The sequence below is a fragment of the Amphritea japonica ATCC BAA-1530 genome, assembly GCF_016592435.1.
GTDB lineage: Bacteria > Pseudomonadota > Gammaproteobacteria > Pseudomonadales > Balneatricaceae > Amphritea > Amphritea japonica.
Window position 1 is genome coordinate 1,759,052 of sequence record NZ_AP014545.1, and the last position, 17,723, is coordinate 1,776,774.

Here is a 17,723-nt window from a genome sequence, read left to right on the forward strand (position 1 = left end):
AAGCTTCGTCGGGGTAAGTCCCGACGAAGCTTATTACTTTACAGGCCGATGAGTCATTCATAGCGTCCCCCGGCTTTATCTTAAAGCTGTCCACTTTTGAATTGTCTGAACAAACCTTGGGTGATGGATAATCCAGCCTCCCAGGTATCCAATGAAGCTTCCCAGGGCTATATCAAAAATGCGAGAGAGTATCAGCTGATTAGGTTCTGCTGTAGCAACTGTTGCCTCAGCGAATATTACTGTCAGCGGCGTGATGAAAATAACCGCTAATCCATAGTTTCGGGTGATCAGAAGCTCGATGATAAAAGTGAGTATCATGATTAGTCCGGCCAGCCCCCATGGCCCGGGAGCGAGTGAGAAAATCATCCAGGCGAGCGCCATTCCAATGACTGTGCCAAATATTCTGTGAACGTTTCGTTGCCAGATTGCTCGAAAAGTTGCGCCCTGCATGATGGCTGCAGTAGAGATTGGAACCCAGTAAGGATTCTCCAGGTTGGTCAGTAAAGCCAGTAAGTAACCTCCACCGACAAAGATACTGATAACGGCTGATTCAATGCTAATAGCTAAGACGTGCTGGTCTTCAGTCTGGCAGGGTTTTATATCGATACTTTTAGAGAAAAATTTCTGAGCGAGTCCATAGCTAAGGGCTAGCAGGCAAGACCACATGGAGCCAAACATCAGTATACCGGTTCGCTCGGCGGTCAGAGAGATGTCAAAGGGAAGGGTGCGGGCAAGGCATGCGGCTACGATGAAGAAGAAGCTTCCCGGGGGTGGGATTGAATAGAATCTGCAGATTGTGGTTGCGAGGAATACCGTCAGCAGAAGTGTGAAAGCTGACAGGTATGGGTCGAAGCTCGTTAAGACGCCAAGTGCAAAGCTTAATGAAAATCCGAAAGCGCAGGTAGCCAGGGTCATCATACGGTGGGGAATATTCGTTTGCCGCATATATACAATAATCAGACCGCCCATACAGGCCAGCATGCCAGCAGAAAACTCTCCTAACCAGGCGGCAAAAAAATGCAGGAATACCCACTCCGAGTGCTGAAACGATAAGGTAGCCTAATGGGCGTTTGTGATCGTTCCATTCAAACAAAGGCTTTATCTGGTTCCAGAATCTAAGTCGTAAAGTGGATTGAGGGTCTGTGCTCAACAGGGTGCTTCCTAATCAATGTAATACTTTAATAAAAAAATATAAGTTACTGTTTATAAATGAATGCTTGTATTTTTAATAAGGATGTTAGTGATGTTTTTTATGATCACTGCCCGTCAGGCTGATACCGAAATATACCATGTAGGCTTGATCGCGGAGAAATCTGTTATTTCGTTATTGTCTAAATAGGCTGCTGAATCTAGCAGCACTTCACCTGCAGATGTTCGTTTAAAAACGACCCAGTGCCAAAAAGGTTTGCCGTTCTCGTAATGGTGTTTAATCGATAGCAGTGCGGTATTGGGTAGCGCATTCCAGCCGGCGAAAAGAGTTTCGTCAGCAGAAGTTTTTACACCGTAGGCATCGAGTAAACGGCGCATGTAGGCAGTATCGCTGAACAGTGCTTCATCAGAGGCATAGATGCCCATTGAGTTGGCCGTGGCCTTTGCCTCAGCGTATGACAAACCAAGTATATTAGCAGCAGACGCAATGCCGCATCCGGTCGCTTCTTCTTGAATAACTACAGACATGTTTTTCCCTAATCAGAAGGGTTCTAAAACAAAAAAAACCGCACATCCCGATAGAAGAAGTGCGGCAGGCAGATCTATATTAAGCTTTTTTAGCCTCTTTTCCAGCTATGGAATTTCTCTAACCAGCCGAGAATTTTCTGTGGAGCATGTTTCTTTTTCCATTCCCCGGCGACAAAGCGGTTGGCTTCATTGAGGGTGGGGTAGGCGTGTAGCGTGCCGAGTATCTTATTCAGTCCCAGCTTATTTTTCATCGCCAGCGCGAACTCGGGCAGCATTTCAGCGGCATGTTCACCCACCAGGGTGACGCCGATTATCTTGTCGCTGCCGGGTTTCAACAGGACTTTGACGAAGCCGTAGGCGGCCTCGTCAGTAATCGCACGGTCAAGTTCGTCGAGGTTGTACCGTACCGCTTCGTACGCAACTCCCTGATCGATTGCTTGTTTCTCATTCAAGCCTATGCGGGCGACTTCCGGGCTGGTGTAAGTCGTGAAGGGGATGAATGAATAGTCGATTTTGAACTGCTTAAACTGTCCAAACAGCGCGTTCACTGAGGCATACCAGGCCTGATGAGCAGCCGCATGGGTAAACTGATAGGGGCCGATTACATCGCCGCAGGCCAGAATGTTGGGTATCTTGGTACGCAGGTATTCATCTACCTCAATAGTGCCGCCGGGTGCTGCAGTGATACCCAGCTCTTCAAGGCCGAAACCGGTTACATTGGCTGTGCGGCCAGTAGCGACCAGCAGCTTGTCAAAGCCGATACGTTTTTCCTGTTTGTTATGAGTGCATACCAGTTCGTAACCTTGCTCAGTTACTTGGAAGTGAGTTGGGGTATGCCCGGAACAGATGTTGATGCCGTCTTGTGTCAGGCGCTCCTCAACAACGGTTGCGGCATCGCGGTCTTCGCGGGTTAATACCTGGCTGCCACGGAACAGTATTGAAACGTCGCTGCCGAGTCTGGCGAAACACTGACCCAGCTCACAGCCTATCGCGCCAGCACCGAGCACCAGCAATCGTTCCGGGCGTTCGCGCAGTGCCCAGATAGTATCTGAGGTTAACGGTTCAACGAGTTCGATGCCGGGAATTGGAGGTAGCGCGGGGCGTGCACCCGTTGCGATCACTATGTTTTGCGTTTTAAGGATTTGACCGTTTACTTCCACTTCCCAGGGGCTAATGATTCTAGCGCTGCCGGTTACGCAGTCGACTCCCAGGGATTCGTAGCGCTCGATTGAATCATGGGGCTCGATGGTCTCGATAACCCGTTGAACCCGTTCCATCACTTCAGCGAAATCGTATTCAACCTCGGCATTGCGGATACCCAGGTCTCTTGCGTCACGCACATCCGCCAGAAAGTGCGTCGTGCGGATCAGTGCCTTGGAGGGAACGCAGCCGGTATTCAGGCAGTCGCCGCCCATCTTATGGCGTTCAATCAGAGTGACTTTGGCTTTTGTTGCGGCGGCAATATAGGAGGTTACCAGGCCGCCCGCGCCTGCGCCGATGACCACCATGTTGGTGTCGAACTGTTTAGGTTTGTTGTACTGGCTATATACTTTGCGTTTTTGCACAGCGCTGACTATCGCTTTGGCAATCCAGGGAAAAATCCCTAGCAGACAGAATGACAGTATCAGCCCGGGAGAAAGAATGTCGCCGGGTTGTTCGATAGCCGCAAGCTGTGTGCCTGCGTTAACAAATATAGCGGTGCCGGGAAGCATGCCTAACTGGCTTACCCAGTAAAAGGTCCCGGCTCTCATGCGGGTAAGGCCCATCACGGCATTGATGACGAAAAACGGAAATAGGGGTACCAGTCGCAATGTGAACAGGTAGGAGATACCGTCTTTTTCGATGCCTCGGTTAACGGGGTCGATATAGTTGGAAAACTTGTTGGTCAGTGGTTCGCGGAACAGATAACGGGCGACCAGAAAAGCGAGCGTCGCGCCGATAGCGCTGGCAAAGGACACCATGATTAAACCGGCGAACAGGCCAAAAATTGCACCCCCTACCAGAGTCATGACCGCTGCACCGGGGAGGGACAGGGCGGTCACGGTAATGTAGATCAGCATGAACGCACCGAAAGCCAATAGGGTGTTTTCTGTTACCCAGCCTTGCAAGCTGTCTTGTTGTGACTTGATGTACTCAAGGTTCAGATAGTTGCCAAGATCAAAGATAAAAAATGCACTGACCAAGGCTGCAATTATCAGGATGAGGGCTAATTTTTTACTATTCATATGCAGGTCTGCTTTGCGAGTGATGGCGGTAAGGTTGAGGGGATAGTCGCATAGAAAGCTGAAAATATCCTGAAAGAGTGACGATAACTGACTGTATCAGTTGAAAATATTTGTCTGGCTGGCGTATTGCTATTATAGGTAATTTCAACGGCCCAATAAAAAAGGCCTTTTACCGACTCCTTTAATAAGGTGAGTAAAAGGCCTTGATTGATAATAACGAATTTAGTCGTTGTTATTGGCTGCTTCCAGCGTGTTTTCCATCAGTGTAGCGACGGTCATAGGGCCAACACCGCCGGGTACGGGGGTTATCCAGCCGGCTCTTTCAACGGCGATGTCATATTCTACATCCCCGACTAAGCGACCATCATCAAGACGGTTAATACCCACATCAATAACCATGGCGCCAGGTTTAATCCATTCGCCTTTGACTAAACCTGGGATGCCAACACCCACGACAACAATATCAGCACGCTGTACATGTCCCGCCAGATCTTTGGTGAACCGGTGGGTTGTGGTTGTTGTACAGCCAGCGAGTAATAGTTCCAGTGTCATCGGGCGGCCAACAATATTGGATGCGCCGACGATAACGGCATCTTTACCACGGACGGTTTCGCCGGTGGACTCGAGTAACGTCATTACGCCCTTAGGTGTGCAGGGGCGCAGGGCCGGCAAGCGTTGTGCCAGGCGTCCCAGATTGAAGGGATGGAAGCCATCAACATCTTTATCCGGGCGAATACGTTCGAGGATCTCATTCGCTTCGAGATGCTCAGGAAGAGGGAGCTGAACCAGTATGCCGTCTATTTTCGGGTCGGCATTGAGCTCATCTACCAGTTCTAGCAGTGACTGTTGACCGGTTTCTGCGGGCAGGTCGTAAGAAACAGACTCGATGCCTACTTCTTTACAGGCATTCTTCTTGTTTCTGACATATACCTGAGAGGCGGCGTCGAAGCCGACCAGTACTACTGCCAGGCAAGGTGCGCGTTTACCCGCTTCTATACGAGCTTTTACACCCACGGCAACCTGTTCGCGGACATTTCGGGCAATCTGTTTGCCATCGATTATCTGAGCGCTCATCTTTCGAATGTTTTCCTCAGTCATATTTTTGATGGCGCGGATTGTCTCATGGTTGTCGCTTTCCTCCAAGGGGAATTGCCAGAAGGGCTTCTTTATTTAGAGCAGCTAAACTAAGGAACCTGCGAACAAGTCCAATTCGTGCTCTGCAAACCCTGAAGTCTGCAGATGCAAGGCGAAGTACGCCATTAATGGCCATAGTCCTTGATAAGGACTTCAACGAAGCAAATGCTGGCTTCAGGGCTTGCCCTGCGGGGCTTACGGGAAAGCTCACACTCGGTGTCAGAACTTATTATAAGGTCTAGACATTACGGCAAAATTCTTCCTTGATTGTGAACTCTCCCGTAAGCCAGAGTACCGTTAGGACTTATTCGTAGGTTCCCTAAAGAGTCGACAATAAGTGTCCCGGTTCATATAACAGAGGTTATCGGTGACAGGTTGAGCCTTCTGTTACCGGCAAGCCGGTGGGGCTCTATGGGCTGATCAGAGTCGATCTTATTTTGCCTAAGTCTCTTATTTTATTAAAAAATTAAAAAAGGGTGTTGACGGAACATAAAGCGATATATATTATGCGCTCCACCTTGAAGAGAGGCAGGCAACGAACTCTGTGTCGTTACTTCTTTTAGATAGGTCGGGCAGTGTCAGGCGCCCGTAGCTCAATGGATAGAGCACTCGCCTTCTAAGCGAGCGGTTGCAGGTTCGACCCCTGCCGGGCGCGCCAGTAAGGTCTGACAAAGTGTATTGATATGGTGGGCGTAGCTCAGTTGGTAGAGCTCCGGATTGTGATTCCGGCGGTCGTGGGTTCAAACCCCATCGTCCACCCCAATACAACGTCATAGGAATCTTTACCAGCTTCCTGCTAATGACAAAAAATGTTTTATGCGAGTGTGGCGGAATTGGTAGACGCGCTGGTTTTAGGTACCAGTATCTTACGGTGTGGGAGTTCGAGTCTCCCCACTCGCACCATCTAACTTCTTCGGAAGTACCTCTTTGGTGGGCGTAGCTCAGTTGGTAGAGCTCCGGATTGTGATTCCGGCGGTCGTGGGTTCAAACCCCATCGTCCACCCCAATATCCCTCAGTTTTTTACCTTTTCTTCTGTCTGTTTTCTGTACATAAAATACTACCTCTTTGATTTGTTTCGATTTTGCCCTGTATCCATTGATATTCAACGCTTTTCGCTTGACTAATAGCAGCGCTTCCCGGACAATTTCCGCCTTTAGAAATTCTGGTACCTGTTGGGGCCTGTCTTCTGCAAAACAGAAGGGGTAAACAGCAGGTCAATTTTCAGATTTGTAACGATACAAATAATTTTGTGAGGAATTCCATGCAAGTATCCGTAGAAGCCACTACTGGTCTTGAACGTCAGATGACCGTTGTTGTACCCGCTGAGCGTGTAGATAGCGATGTAGCTAAACGTGTTCAAGATACAGCCCGTACCGTTCGCCTGGATGGTTTCCGTCCTGGTAAAGTGCCGGTTAAAGTAGTTAAGAAGCGCTACGGTCAGGGTATCCGTCAGGAAGTTATCGGTGAAGTTGTACAGCAGAGCTTCTATGAAGCCGTACAACAGGAAAAGCTGACGCCTGCTGGCGGTCCTAACGTTGAGTTTAAGAATGATAAAGAGGGTGAAGAGTTCTCTTACACCGCTACTTTTGAAGTCTATCCTGAAATCGCCCTGGCTGATTTTTCAACTGTTGAGCTTGAAAAAGCATCTGCTGAAGTAAAAGATGCAGATCTGGAACAGATGATTGAAACTCTGCAGAAGCAGCAAGCTGCTTTTGAAGAAGCTGATAAAGCTGCTGTTGAAGGCGATCAGCTGAATGTTGATTTCGAAGGTTCTATCGACGGTGAAGCATTCGACGGTGGCACGGCTACCGGTATGGATCTGGTTCTGGGTTCTAACACCATGATCCCTGGTTTCGAAACTGCGCTGGAAGGTGCTAAAGCGGGTGAAGAGAAAGAAGTTAACGTTACTTTCCCTGAGGAATACCACGCTGAAAACCTGAAAGGTAAAGATGCTAAGTTCAACGTTAAGGTGAACAAGGTTTCTGTACAGGTTCTGCCTGAACTGAACGAAGAGTTCTTCGCTAAGTTTGGTATCGAAGAGAAGAGCGTTGAGAGCTTCAAGGTTGAAGTACGTAAGAACATGGAGCGTGAGCTGACTCAGGCCCTGACCGCTAAACTGAAAGAAGCAACTTTCGGTAAGCTGGTTGAGCTGAACGCTATCGACGTACCTTCTGCACTGATTGATGGTGAAGTTGACGCGATGCGTCGTCAGGCTATCCAGCAGTTCGGTGGTCCGGATGCGAACATCGATCCAAACATGCTGCCAAAAGAGATGTTTGAAGCTCAGGCTGAGAAGCGCGTTAAAGTAGGTCTGTTGGTTGCTGAAGTAGTTAAAGCCAACGAGCTGAAAGTAGACGAAGATCGTGTACGTAGCACGGTTGAAGAGCAAGCCGCTACTTACCAGGAGCCTCAGCAGGTTATTGACTGGTACTACGGTAACCAGGAAATGCTGAGCCAGATCCAGAATCTGGTTCTGGAAGATCAGGTACTGGACCTGCTACTGAGCTCTGCTAAAGTTAGCGAGACTGAAGTAAGCTACGAAGATGCAATCAAGCCAGCGGCACCGGCTGCTGACGAAGAGGCTTAATTGCCCTTCAGCTTAATTGCGTTTATAAAAGAACGGCTGTCGGCTTAGGTCGGCTGCCGTTTTTTTTCTTAACCTGTGTTTATAGGTTTATAAGGACTTAGGAGAGCATTCAATGTCGGATTTTTATAATGGGCCTACCGTAATAACGAACAGTGGCCTGGTACCCATGGTTGTCGAGCAGACTGCCCGTGGTGAACGTTCATACGACATCTACTCCCGATTACTGAAAGAGCGCGTTATCTTCATGGTAGGCCAGGTTGAAGACCATATGGCAAACCTGGTTGTTGCTCAGCTGCTGTTTCTGGAATCAGAGAATCCAGACAAAGATATTCACCTGTATATTAACTCTCCGGGTGGTTCCGTCACCGCAGGCTTGTCCATTTATGACACGATGCAGTTCATCAAGCCGGATGTTAGCACCATGTGTATTGGTCAGGCGGCCAGCATGGGCGCGTTACTGCTAACCGGTGGTGCTGAAGGTAAGCGTTACTGCCTGCCTCACTCTCGCATGATGATTCACCAGCCATTGGGTGGCTATCAGGGTCAGGCGACTGATATTGAGATCCATACCCAGGAAATTCTGACGATTCGTGAGAAGCTGAATACCATTATGTCCCATCATACGGGTCAGGATATGGAAACGATCGGTAAAGATACTGACCGTGATAACTTCATGTCGCCGGAGCAAGCGGTTGAATATGGCCTGATTGATCAGGTGATGAAGAGTCGCTAAGGTTGCAGGTGCGTGGCACCGCACTTGAATTTTGATTCAAAGCGGTGCACATTATCCGCTATACTTTGCGCAAAGCAGTTGAAAAATTATTGGTCCGGGGCCGGTATGCTCTGGATATACTGAGGAAGTTTAATGTCCGACGATAACAACGGCAAAGAGGGTGGCGATGACAGCAAACTGCTGTATTGCTCTTTCTGTGGTAAAAGCCAGGACGAAGTTAAGAAACTGATAGCAGGTCCGTCTGTCTTTATCTGTGATGAATGTGTCGATCTGTGTAACGACATCATCAAAGAAGAGATTCAGGACGCTGAAGAAACTCAGGAAGAGAGTGATAGTCTGCCGACTCCGGCTGAAATTAAATCCAATCTTGATGAGTATGTTATTGGTCAGGAACGGGCTAAGAAAGTACTCTCCGTGGCGGTTTATAACCACTATAAACGTCTGCGTTTTCAGGCAACGGCGGGTGATACCGGTGTTGAACTGGGTAAGAGTAATATCCTGCTGATCGGTCCGACCGGTAGTGGTAAGACACTGCTGGCGCAAACGATGGCGCGGATGCTCAATGTTCCCTTTACGATTGCCGACGCTACCACGCTGACTGAAGCGGGTTATGTGGGTGAAGATGTCGAGAACATCATTCAGAAGCTGTTACAGAAGTGTGATTACGATGTTGAGAAGGCCCAGCTGGGTATTGTTTACATCGATGAGATCGATAAGATCTCCCGTAAGTCTGACAACCCATCTATCACCCGTGATGTAAGCGGTGAAGGTGTGCAGCAGGCATTGCTGAAACTGATCGAAGGCACGGTTGCATCGGTACCGCCTCAGGGTGGTCGTAAACACCCACAGCAGGAGTTTTTGCAGGTAGATACCTCAAATATTCTGTTTATCTGTGGTGGTGCATTTGCCGGTCTGGATCAGGTGATCAAGAATCGTAGCGAGAAAAGCTCGATCGGCTTTAACGCCTCTGTCAGCAGTAAGGAAGAAGATGACAAGGTCACCAATGTGCTGGCTGATCTTGAATCGGAAGATCTGGTTAAATACGGTCTGATTCCTGAGTTTGTTGGTCGTCTGCCGATGATCGCAACACTGGGTCTGCTGGACGAAGACGCACTGATACAGATTCTGACCGAGCCTAAGAACTCACTGACGAAGCAGTATGCCGCCTTGTTCGGTATGGAAGGTGCAGATCTTGATTTCCGTGAAGAGGCGCTGAAGGCGATTGCTAACAAAGCACTGGAACGTAAAACCGGTGCCCGTGGCCTGCGGTCTATCCTTGAAGAGAACCTGCTGGACATCATGTACAGCCTGCCATCGCAGGAAGGTATCTCTAAGGTTGTCATCGATGAGGGTGTGATCACGGGTGACTCTGATCCTATTCTGATCTACGAAAACCTGGATGCGCCTAAAGCGGCGGCTGAAGAGTAAAAGTTGAAAAGATAAAAAACGCGCCCCGGGCGCGTTTTTTGTATGTATATCATTGAACCGGTGATTAGCCTGCATAAGGCAGGGTATCTGTGGGTATATTCCCGGTATTCACTAGAGCTTAGGCGGGCCAGCGATTAGAATGTGCCTCTGCCTTTAAAGTAAAAAAGAGATGTTTCAATGGGAAGAAAGTTTGAAGTGCGTAAGGCTTCCATGGCGAAGACGCAGGGAGCTAAATCCAAGGTATATGCCAAGTACGGTAAAGAGATCTATGTGGTTGCCAAAAATGGTGGCGTAGATCCTGAAGGTAATCTTTCACTGCGTCGTCTTATCGAGAAAGCAAAGAAAGATCAGGTTCCGGCACATGTTATCGATAAGGCGATCGACAAAGCAGCAGGCGGTGGTGGCGAAGACTTCGTCCCGACGCGCTATGAGGGCTTCGGTCCGGGCGGCTGCATGGTCATCGCTGATTGTCTTACCGATAACAACAATCGTACCTTTGGTGATGTCCGTGTGGCGTTCAACAAAGGTAAAGCGAAACTGGGCGGTCAGGGCACAGTAGCCCACATGTTCGATCATCAGGCGGTATTCGTATTCCCCCATGAGGATGAAGATGAAATCCTTGAAATGCTGATGGAAGCCGACGTCGATGTGACCGAAGTTGAAAGCGAAGAGGGTAATGTCACGGTTTATGCCCCGCATACGGAATTCTTTAAAACCAAGACCGCGCTGCATGAAGCTTACCCGGATCTGGAAGTAGACGTGGAAGAGATCACCTTCATTCCACAGACCTACGTCGAGCTGGCCGGTGAAGACCTGGAACAGTTTGAAACCTTCTTAGAGATGCTGAACGACGTCGAAGATGTTCAGGAGATCTACCATAACGTTGAGATGCCGGATTAATTTCGGGACGATCTTCGTTGGATAAAAAGGGCCGGTGTTGATGCATCGGCCTTTTTTTATGGGGCGAGGAAAGTGGCTAGATCGCGGCTTCGCCGCTGGCTAGTGGTTAGAACGTCGCTGCGCGACTTGCTAGAAGAAGCGAAGGAAAAACCGTAGAGACAGCTGTTTAATATCGGTTAAATACTGCGATAGGTTCATGTAGGAGCTGCTTCCAGCAGCGATGCAGACATAAGTTTTGGTTTGTTCTGTAGGAGCCGTGCCCTCACGGCGATTGGTTCTTGTAGGAGGCGCACCCTGCGCCGTTTTTTAACTTTGGTTTAATTCTCAGTGGATATACTATTGAGTTCGAGCTGTTGGCATGGAAGCGGCCCCTTCTACTGGAAGTAGGTACTAAATCTCTTTGTTGTTCTGTTAATCAGCCCGATGCTGACAACTACGCTGTGTGGGAGGCCGTCAGAGGGACAAGCGCCGCCCCCATCTATTTCCCAATTGCCAATGTCGGTGGAGGAACATCCCCCAGATCATCAGCATCCAACAAATGGGTAGTGGACGGTGGAACTATGTCGAATAATCCGGCAATCTGGGGTGTAACTGAAGCCTTGAGAACCGGCATAGCCTCACGTTTGGAAGATATAATTGTTATTTCTCTGGGAACGGGAATCTATGAAGGTGGTGCGGGTGTTGGTATTGATAGTAATGCAGTAAAAGATATCGTTCCTAAGCAAGGTAACTGGAGTACGCTGCCCTGGATGGTCGAGAAACTGGATGATCTTGAAGGTTCCGATCACAGCAGGGGAGTACTAATAAGCATATTTTAGATGCCGTACAGTCGGTTAACCGCATTGAAACAGGTTGGACTCAAATATTATCGTCTGGAACCAAAACTCACATACAGTCAAAGCCAGATGGATAATATCGATCCGAATAATATCCAGTCTTTAATGACGACGACCAAAACGTACTTAAAGGGTGAAGGGGCAGCAATAATTGAGGCTGTTATTAATGAATTACAAAGCTCACCTTAGTGTGGAAGTAGAAGAAATTTACATATCCTGCAGGAATACGGCAACAAGAAACTGGCATCGCGATGAAACAGTGTTTGGGTCTGTACGAGCAGAAAGGTAGTAATCATTGAGTTGTAAAATGAAATCATGAAAATAATAACTTCTCTGCACGAAACAGATTTTCATCTTAAATCCACGTTCTGGCTTTGTATCACTGCCGGAACCCTGGTTTTGCCTTTTGCTTATTATCATTTGGTATATCAAGACCTGGGAATCGGTATCGGCGGGCTGATAACCTCGCTGAGTCTTTTCCTGGTTGCCGGGCTCATTTACAGGAAGAGCTATAAAACCATTTACACCTTTATCTGGCTGACTCCTTTCACGACCGTTTTTGTCGCTTACCTGACGAATAAAATTGGAATCAGTGGTACCTACTGGTGCTATTCAACGGTATTGTTGTATTACTTTATGATGTCGGAGCGACAGGCTTGGTTGTCCAATCTCTTATTTATACTGGTCAATTTTCCTGTCGTGTGGCAACTTCTGGAGACAACCGAGGCCATCCGGTTCACGGTCACATTCCTGTTAGTCTGTATCTACTCGGCTATTTTTCTGCGCGTCATCACCAAGCAATATAGTGAACTTACCCATCAGGCGATCACCGATAAGCTCACCGGTCTGTATAACAGAACACTGCTTCAGGATTCGTTGACTCATGCGATCCGTAAAACCAAGCGTACCCAAACGGCATTTACGCTCATCGTCATGGATATCGATCATTTCAAGAAGATAAATGATGAACTGGGCCATGATATGGGTGATCAGGTTCTGGTGCAGCTCGGGGCGTTTTTAAAGGGCTTCTTTCGCGAGAGTGACAAGGTATTCAGAATCGGCGGAGAGGAGTTTTTGATACTGGCCTACAACACCGTGGAAACCGACTGCGTCCACCAGGCGGAAGAATTACGGAGGAGTATCGAAAGCCTTTCATTGATACCCGACCGACAGATAACCGTCAGCATCGGGGTGGCTGGCCTGGATTCAGCGGAAGACTGGAAGCAATGGATGAAGGCCTGCGACATGCAACTGTATGAAGCCAAGAAGGGTGGGCGTAACCGGGTGGTTGCCAGTTCGATTGACCAGTTGAACAAAAAGAGTTTTCCTGGTTTAAAAGTTAGTTCTACCCCTGTTTGATCTGTAGTAATCAATGGGTCCAGAGTCGTTGATTTCTCTATAGTTCCTGATCAGACACTTAAGGGCTGTGACAGCTATCAACCACATTAATAATTGCTCCGCTTCGCTGCATTGAACGCGAGACTACCGGCTTAAGGAAAGTCTTAGGGACGTAACAACATGACTCACAAGAATCTTCATAAGCTATGCGATATTGTGACTGATGCTCATACGAGCTTTCAGGTAGAAATAGCAGACATTGATCCCATTGTTGGCGTCAGTCAAAACATGCGCGCGAATGGCGTGCCAGCTGATGCACTGACGATCGATTGTCTGAAGAATGACAGGAGGATTATCCTGATATTGCATGATGCACACCCTGATGTGATCAACTATCAGTTCGCTTGGCGTAACAAAGATCCTGAGAATGGTTTCACGGAAGTATCCTTTGATGAGGTGACGGCAGATAAAGTTTTAGATTGGATGAAAAGCTATTTTGTTATTGGATAATGCTTAATAAATAAAGAATATATGGGGTCAGAGTACATTTATTTACCTGCGGGCCATATCTGTTACAGTTGTCATCTTAGCTTGTACTCACCACAGACCTTGTAGATGAAAATCGGGAGCGTCAATCATGCAGCTCGAAGGTTCATGTCATTGCGGTTGCGTCCGCTTCAGCGTTGATTCCAGACAGCCCTATCCATTTAATCACTGTTACTGCTCTATTTGCCGTAAGACGGCGGGCGGGGGTGGTTATGCTATTAACCTGGGTGCGGACTATTCAACCCTTCAAGTTAAAGGGGAGGAGTACATCAGTGTCTATCAGGCGATGATTGATGACCCGGAAACCGGAGGTAAGAGGGAAAGCCCCGGGAAGCGGCATTTTTGTAAACAGTGCGGCAGTGCGCTCTGGTTATGGGATCCAAGGTGGCCGGATCAGGTGCATCCATTTGCCTCGGCTATCGATACGGAGCTTCCAATACCGCCAGAGCGCACGCATATGATGTTGGAATCAAAGGCTTCATGGGTAAAGGCTAGTGTTGAATCAACAGACAGTCAGTTTACACTGTACCCGCAAGAATCGCTTGCGGAGTGGCATCAGCGAGTTATTAAGTAACGCTAAGAATTGAAATCAACATGGCAGATAAAAAGGGCTTTGATCTTTTTACGTCGTTATTAGAAGGGTTATAAATTGAAATTGTTTAGATTGGTGAGTCTGTCAGAAGGTATCTCTTACCTGCTGATACTGAGTGTTACGCTGGGTTTCATTAGTCGGGATTATGTTTCCGTTTTGGGTATGGCGCATGGTGTCCTGTTTATGGTGTATATGATGTTATCGCTTAATGTCTCCAATAAACAAAACTGGTCTGTCGCTGTCTGGTTGCTTGTTTTCGTTGCTTCTCTGGTTCCGTTTGCATTTATAGCCGTTGAGTTCTTTCTGCGAAAAGAAGCCGGTGAGGTTGAGGCTGTCGAACCATCATTACAGTAATCAGCACGTAAGCACTTAAGAAGCAGATCAATGGCTGCTCCCCCAAAAAGCGCTATGGCTGCGGATACCGGGAGCAGAGTCAATGTTCAAAGGTAGTCAGAGATGATCGATACAGACAAAATACCTGCAGAGTTTCTAGCGATCTTAGAGGAACACTTTAAAGGGCTGACCGACGAGATAGTCTTTCCGCCGCCGGTATTTGAAGCACTGAGAGGCGAGATTATTCGTTATGACGTTGAGAGCACAACGTTAGTAAATAGATTCCCCGTATTAGACGAACACCTGAATCCATACGGCAGTATGCAGGGCGGTATCGTAGCGGCAGCGGTTGATAATACGATTGGCCCGCTGAGTATGCTGGTGTCACCGCCTAACTTTACCCGTCATATGGAGATGAAATACGGGAAAGTTGTCACGCCTGATCTTGGTTATATCTATGTGACCGCAACATTCATTGAGAAAAAGAAACGTCAGCTGTTTTTCGAAGCGACTGTCGAAGATAGCGAGGGTAATAAGCTGGCCTCTGCAAAATCCATGCATTGGGTTATTGATTAAGACTCTGTGTGATCTAAGGGGCAGGTGAAAGGGGGCAGGTGCTGGCAGGTTCAGCATGTTGGTTTCTCAAGGAAGGTTTTTTAAAAACCTAAGGAGATTTAGGTTGGCTAAATGGATTGCATTTATTTTTGGTGTGTTACTGCTAGTTACAAATGGGTTGTGGATCTATTCTGCAGTTGATCTTGCGGTTACCGAGAAGTATCGGCAGCAGGGTGAGTATGAGGCGAGGAATAGAATTGAGGCACTGGAGAGTCTGTGTAATAAACTCGTCAGTGGTTTGCCAAAGCCAGAGGCTATAGAGATACTTAATGAGCTTTCGCCTGACTTTGCAGCATATGAAAAAGAGGGGCGTCTCAATACCCTCTGGTTATCTTTCAAACTCAATGAGCAAGGTCATATTACTCAGGACGCTGCGTGCCAGTAAACGGATCAAAGGGTCTGTGCTAACTTTCTGGGTTAAAGGGTTGGTTAAAGTGTTAGTTAAAGGAGGAGGTTAACGGTGTCAGAGCCCTTTAAGTCATTTAACGTTTTTCTCCGTGCCCTCGGTGTTCTCTGTGGTGACCTCTTTATATCTACGCTCTTCTACCGCATCAATTATCTTAACCAGCCATATAGAGAGGCCGGTATCGCTACTTAAGAGGTCAATGAAGCCAGCAGTGCCTGCGGCAGTGTGAAAATCGAGACAGCTGACATCAACTTCAAGTATCTAATAAATTCATCGCAGTGAAACTTAAAGTTGGTCAATTGAACACCCGTTTATTGACCTGGGTAATGATGATGTTTGTGGTTTATCTATATATTGAGTCGCGGCTAAAGGCACCGTCAAAAGACAATGTAGAAAAGTTGCCATAGCATACAAATTGCACGGCTTAACTGCGGATAATATCCGTGCATCAGAATAGAATGGTTCAACGAATTAAGGGAGATGAAATGACTGAGAAAACACGGTGTGTTTTTCTGTCGAGCCTCTGCGGCGTTCATTATTTATAAGGGATAAAATATGCGCTTACCATTTTTTTTACTTTCAGTACTCGCTTTAACGACAGCGTCGGTATCTTGTAATGCTGAGTCAAAACAGCCTTTGGAATCTGAAGTTGTATCTCAGCCTGTCGCTTCGGAACAGGCGAATGCCTGTCGAGGAAGCTCACACATTGAGCAAGTTCAATGCCTTAGCCTTAAACTTAAAGAGCAGGATGTAGCGTTAAATCAGTTATATGACCGGGTTATTGAGCGTCTCCCGGAAAATGATGAGTCTGACCTTCGAAAAGAGCGCCATCAACTAGTATCGGCGCAGCAGGCCTGGTTGAAATATCGTGATGAGCATTGCGCTTTTGTTGGCGCACAGGAAGGCGGCAGTAATCTTTGGGTTACCCATTTCGTTTCGATATGCGTTAAAGAAGAGACCGATAAACGTATTGAGTTTCTAAACAGCTTCGTTAATTAATATAAAGCGCTAGCGATCATTCAAGCAGGACAGTAATACTGTCCCTAATATGGATTGCTCTCGTTATACAGTGATGGACCACAATGGATAAGAAAAGCAAAAAGATACTAAGAATTACCGTGTACAGTCTTGCCATTATTCTACCGTTAATGGCAACGTTTAATTGTAGCGGCTGGGGTACAAACGACATGAGCGTCAGTCAATGCATCATTGATACGTCTTTTTTACGACTAGTATCGGAGAGCTTGTATGGCGTGCTCTTTATTTCAATTTTTCTATTGGGTGCACCGGTTATCGTATACGCTGTTTTTATCATTCTATTAGTAGAAGGAGTTATTTATCTTTCTTCAAAGAAGCAAAAAAAGGAAGCATTAGAGGGGGAGCTAAAGGGCTAGGCAAAGGGAGTCAAGTGTTAAAGAGGACAGAGTCCTTTAAACTTTGAGTTTAGCTAACCTTAAAAAGTCAAAGTGTGCTTCTTGTGAGAGGTCATTACTTCAATGCGCTGTAGGAATATAAAGAAAGCAAAAAAAATCGTTATCTACGCCATTCTTGTAATGGCATCCACCAGTTGTACGGGCATTGATAAACAGAATGATAAAATTGCGGGCTGCTCGCATGAATGGTTTACCCTAGTAGAGAAGAAGGTTCCAACCGGTGATGGCCAGGGGCATGGGCCCGATTCAGGTTCTCTGGAGTGGCGCTCAGTTGTTGAGTTTAAGCTTGGTATACGAGGTAATGCTGAGGTGCCGGTTCGTGACTCCGAAGCATGGTGCAACTATATAAATAAGCATTTCATTGATCGGCGTTAAAGGAGTTGGAGCCCTTTAAGTTCATTTAACGTTTTTCTCTGTGCCCTCGGTGTTCTCTGTGGTGAACCTTTGTATTAAAAGGCTGTTTTACTGTATCAATTACCTTTCACCCAAAGCATAGCAGGGTATCATCATGAGCGATTCAAAGATCAATAAAGCCAGTTGCGTCTGTGGCAGTGTGAAAATCGAAGTGGCTGATATTAACCCAAAGTTTACCGTCTGCCATTGCGATAGCTGTCGCCAGTGGGGTGGTGGGCCGCTATTTGCGGTGCAGTGTGGGACCGGTGTTAAGTTTGAGGGGGCTGAATCGGTTAAAGAATACGATTCTTCGGCCTGGGCATCACGGGGTTTTTGTGCCAATTGCGGAACCCATCTCTTCTATCGTTTAAAAAAGACGGGTAGTTACAATATGCCGGTAGGTTTGTTTCCCGATTTAGAGGGGCTGGAGATGAGTATGCAATACTTCAGCGATAAACGCCCTGGGTATTACTGCTTTGCGAATCAGACCGCAGAGATGACAGAGGCCGAGATATTTGCCTATTTTGCCGATCAGCTGTGATCTGA

General features: G+C 47.3%; 19 protein-coding genes and 4 tRNA genes. 19 read left to right on the plus strand and 4 right to left on the minus strand.

Features of this window, described 5'->3' with window-relative positions; all coding sequences use genetic code 11:
- Nucleotides 1–75 precede the first annotated feature (75 nt).
- The 4 genes from AMJAP_RS08085 to folD form a co-directional block, all read right to left on the minus strand.
- The gene (locus AMJAP_RS08085) at nt 76–981 is read right to left on the minus strand and encodes an FUSC family protein (RefSeq protein WP_236588757.1); all 906 of its coding nucleotides are present in this window, start codon (nt 979–981) and stop codon (nt 76–78) included.
- 285 nt (nt 982–1,266) lie between these two features.
- Complete coding sequence (locus tag AMJAP_RS08090) at nt 1,267–1,677, minus strand: hypothetical protein (protein WP_019621759.1); 411 nt, start codon at nt 1,675–1,677, stop codon at nt 1,267–1,269.
- Nucleotides 1,678–1,766: 89 nt separating this feature from the next.
- The gene (locus tag AMJAP_RS08095; RefSeq protein WP_019621760.1) at nt 1,767–3,902 is read right to left on the minus strand and encodes an FAD-dependent oxidoreductase; all 2,136 of its coding nucleotides are present in this window, start codon (nt 3,900–3,902) and stop codon (nt 1,767–1,769) included.
- Nucleotides 3,903–4,124: 222 nt separating this feature from the next.
- Entirely contained in the window at nt 4,125–4,976 is an 852-nt protein-coding gene (folD, locus tag AMJAP_RS08100; RefSeq protein ID WP_019621761.1) for a bifunctional methylenetetrahydrofolate dehydrogenase/methenyltetrahydrofolate cyclohydrolase FolD, read from the minus strand.
- 642 nt (nt 4,977–5,618) lie between these two features.
- Between folD and AMJAP_RS08105 the strand changes: the two genes are divergently transcribed.
- The 19 genes from AMJAP_RS08105 to AMJAP_RS08195 all read left to right on the plus strand — a co-directional run bounded on the left by AMJAP_RS08105 (nt 5,619) and on the right by AMJAP_RS08195 (nt 17,718).
- Nucleotides 5,619–5,694 (plus strand) — tRNA-Arg (locus tag AMJAP_RS08105).
- Between the two features lie 28 nt (nt 5,695–5,722).
- A tRNA-His gene (locus AMJAP_RS08110) sits at nt 5,723–5,798 on the plus strand.
- A gap of 56 nt (nt 5,799–5,854) precedes the next feature.
- A tRNA-Leu gene (locus AMJAP_RS08115) sits at nt 5,855–5,939 on the plus strand.
- A 27-nt stretch (nt 5,940–5,966) separates the two neighbouring features.
- A tRNA-His gene (locus AMJAP_RS08120) sits at nt 5,967–6,042 on the plus strand.
- Between the two features lie 256 nt (nt 6,043–6,298).
- Nucleotides 6,299–7,624, plus strand: coding sequence for a trigger factor (gene tig, locus AMJAP_RS08125; protein WP_019621762.1), 1,326 nt, complete (start codon nt 6,299–6,301; stop codon nt 7,622–7,624).
- A gap of 112 nt (nt 7,625–7,736) precedes the next feature.
- Entirely contained in the window at nt 7,737–8,357 is a 621-nt protein-coding gene (gene clpP, locus AMJAP_RS08130; RefSeq protein WP_019621763.1) for an ATP-dependent Clp endopeptidase proteolytic subunit ClpP, read from the plus strand.
- 132 nt (nt 8,358–8,489) lie between these two features.
- The gene (gene clpX, locus AMJAP_RS08135) at nt 8,490–9,785 is read left to right on the plus strand and encodes an ATP-dependent protease ATP-binding subunit ClpX (protein WP_019621764.1); all 1,296 of its coding nucleotides are present in this window, start codon (nt 8,490–8,492) and stop codon (nt 9,783–9,785) included.
- A 177-nt stretch (nt 9,786–9,962) separates the two neighbouring features.
- Nucleotides 9,963–10,685 carry a YebC/PmpR family DNA-binding transcriptional regulator gene (locus tag AMJAP_RS08140; RefSeq protein WP_019621765.1) on the plus strand — a complete coding sequence of 241 codons (723 nt, stop codon included), beginning with the start codon at nt 9,963–9,965 and terminating at the stop codon, nt 10,683–10,685.
- Between the two features lie 353 nt (nt 10,686–11,038).
- Nucleotides 11,039–11,503, plus strand: a complete 465-nt coding sequence (locus AMJAP_RS08145; protein ID WP_169336954.1) for a patatin-like phospholipase family protein — start codon at nt 11,039–11,041, stop codon at nt 11,501–11,503.
- Between the two features lie 333 nt (nt 11,504–11,836).
- Nucleotides 11,837–12,880: a GGDEF domain-containing protein gene (locus AMJAP_RS08150; RefSeq protein WP_019621768.1), complete on the plus strand. Its 1,044-nt coding sequence runs from the start codon at nt 11,837–11,839 to the stop codon at nt 12,878–12,880.
- A gap of 159 nt (nt 12,881–13,039) precedes the next feature.
- Complete coding sequence (locus AMJAP_RS08155) at nt 13,040–13,369, plus strand: hypothetical protein (RefSeq protein ID WP_019621769.1); 330 nt, start codon at nt 13,040–13,042, stop codon at nt 13,367–13,369.
- A gap of 127 nt (nt 13,370–13,496) precedes the next feature.
- Nucleotides 13,497–13,979, plus strand: a complete 483-nt coding sequence (locus AMJAP_RS08160) for a GFA family protein (protein WP_019621770.1) — start codon at nt 13,497–13,499, stop codon at nt 13,977–13,979.
- Nucleotides 13,980–14,054: 75 nt separating this feature from the next.
- On the plus strand, nt 14,055–14,351 hold the full coding sequence (locus AMJAP_RS08165; RefSeq protein ID WP_019621771.1) for a DUF3817 domain-containing protein: 297 nt from the start codon (nt 14,055–14,057) through the stop codon (nt 14,349–14,351).
- Nucleotides 14,352–14,453: 102 nt separating this feature from the next.
- The gene (locus AMJAP_RS08170; protein WP_019621772.1) at nt 14,454–14,906 is read left to right on the plus strand and encodes a PaaI family thioesterase; all 453 of its coding nucleotides are present in this window, start codon (nt 14,454–14,456) and stop codon (nt 14,904–14,906) included.
- Between the two features lie 103 nt (nt 14,907–15,009).
- Nucleotides 15,010–15,330 carry a hypothetical protein gene (locus AMJAP_RS08175; RefSeq protein ID WP_156815184.1) on the plus strand — a complete coding sequence of 107 codons (321 nt, stop codon included), beginning with the start codon at nt 15,010–15,012 and terminating at the stop codon, nt 15,328–15,330.
- A 576-nt stretch (nt 15,331–15,906) separates the two neighbouring features.
- Nucleotides 15,907–16,350 (plus strand): lysozyme inhibitor LprI family protein, encoded by a 444-nt coding sequence (locus tag AMJAP_RS08180; RefSeq protein WP_019621774.1) that lies wholly within the window; start codon nt 15,907–15,909, stop codon nt 16,348–16,350.
- 83 nt (nt 16,351–16,433) lie between these two features.
- On the plus strand, nt 16,434–16,745 hold the full coding sequence (locus tag AMJAP_RS08185; RefSeq protein WP_019621775.1) for a hypothetical protein: 312 nt from the start codon (nt 16,434–16,436) through the stop codon (nt 16,743–16,745).
- Nucleotides 16,746–16,847: 102 nt separating this feature from the next.
- The gene (locus AMJAP_RS08190; RefSeq protein ID WP_019621776.1) at nt 16,848–17,159 is read left to right on the plus strand and encodes a hypothetical protein; all 312 of its coding nucleotides are present in this window, start codon (nt 16,848–16,850) and stop codon (nt 17,157–17,159) included.
- A 133-nt stretch (nt 17,160–17,292) separates the two neighbouring features.
- Entirely contained in the window at nt 17,293–17,718 is a 426-nt protein-coding gene (locus AMJAP_RS08195) for a GFA family protein (RefSeq protein ID WP_019621777.1), read from the plus strand.
- Nucleotides 17,719–17,723: the final 5 nt, after the last annotated feature.